This is a genomic window from Streptomyces pathocidini (assembly GCF_001418495.1).
GTDB lineage: Bacteria > Actinomycetota > Actinomycetes > Streptomycetales > Streptomycetaceae > Streptomyces > Streptomyces pathocidini.
In genome coordinates, this window is the sequence record NZ_LIQY01000633.1 from 1 (window position 1) to 1,258 (window position 1,258).

At 75.0% G+C, this 1,258-nt stretch carries 1 protein-coding gene; it reads right to left on the bottom strand.

Going from position 1 to position 1,258, the window contains the following annotated elements; all coding sequences use genetic code 11:
• Positions 1-1,258, bottom strand: a 1,258-nt coding sequence (locus AOK16_RS23775) for a glutamate synthase subunit beta (protein ID WP_055474177.1), incomplete at both ends; no start/stop codon positions are given.

Sequence of the window (1,258 nt, forward strand, 5' to 3'; positions counted from 1 at the left end):
GATCGTCTGGGCCATCGCCGCGGCCGAACGGCCCTCGGCGATGGCCCAGACGATCAGCGACTGGCCGCGGCCCGCGTCGCCCGCCACGAACACCCCGTCCGCGGCGGTTGTGAACCCGGCGTCGCGGGCGAGGTTCCCGCGGCCGTCGAGGGAGAGGCCCAACTGCCCGATCAGGCCGCCGCCCCCGCCGTCCCGCTCGGGACCGGAGAACCCCAGGGCCAGCAGCACCAGTTCGGCCGGTATCACCCGCTCCGTACCCGGCCGGTGGCGCCGCCGGTCCGCCGGCTCGACCTCGGCCAGGCGCAGCGACCGTACGTTCCCCCGCCCGTCGCCCTCGAAACGGAGCGTGGTCGCGGCGAAGACGCGCGGGTCGGCGCCGCCCGCGCCGGAGCGCGCCTCCTCGTGGGCGTGGGAGATCCGGTAGACCTTCGGGTGGGTGACCGGCCACGGGTCGTCCTCGGGGCGCTCCGGGCCCGGTTCCTGGCGGATGTCCAGCTGGGTGACGGAGGTGGCGCGCTGGCGGATGGCCGTGCCCAGGCAGTCGGAGCCGGTGTCGCCGCCGCCGACGATCACGACGTGGCGGCCCTCGGCGGAGAGGGGGGAGGCGTCGTAGTCGCCCTCCTGGACCCGGTTGGCGAGGGGAAGGTAGTACATGGCCTGGTGGATGCCGCCCAACTCCCTTCCCGGGACCGGGAGTTCGCGGGGCTCGGTGGCGCCGACGGCCAGCACCACCGCGTCGTACCGCCCGCGCAGCTCCGCCGCGTCGACGTCGCGGCCGATCTCCACGCCCGTACGGAACTTGGTGCCCTCCGCGCGCATCTGCTCGATGCGGCGGTTGATGTGGCGCTTCTCCATCTTGAACTCGGGGATGCCGTAGCGCAGCAGGCCGCCGATGCGGTCGTCGCGCTCGTAGACCGCGACCGTGTGGCCGGCCCGGGTCAGCTGCTGCGCGGCGGCGAGCCCGGCGGGTCCCGAACCCACGACGGCGACCGTGCGGCCGCTGAGGCGGTGGGGCGGCCGCGGGGGCGCGAGCCCGAGCTCCCACGCCTGGTCGGCGATGGTGACCTCGACGTCCTTGATCGTCACCGGGTCGGCGTTGATCGCCAGGACGCAGGCGTCCTCGCACGGCGCCGGGCACAGGCGGCCGGTGAACTCGGGGAAGTTGTTGGTGGCGTGCAACCGGTCGGCGGCGGCGCGCCAGTCGCCCTGCGCGGCGTACTCGTTCCATTCCGGGATCAGGTTCCCCAGCGGGCAGCCG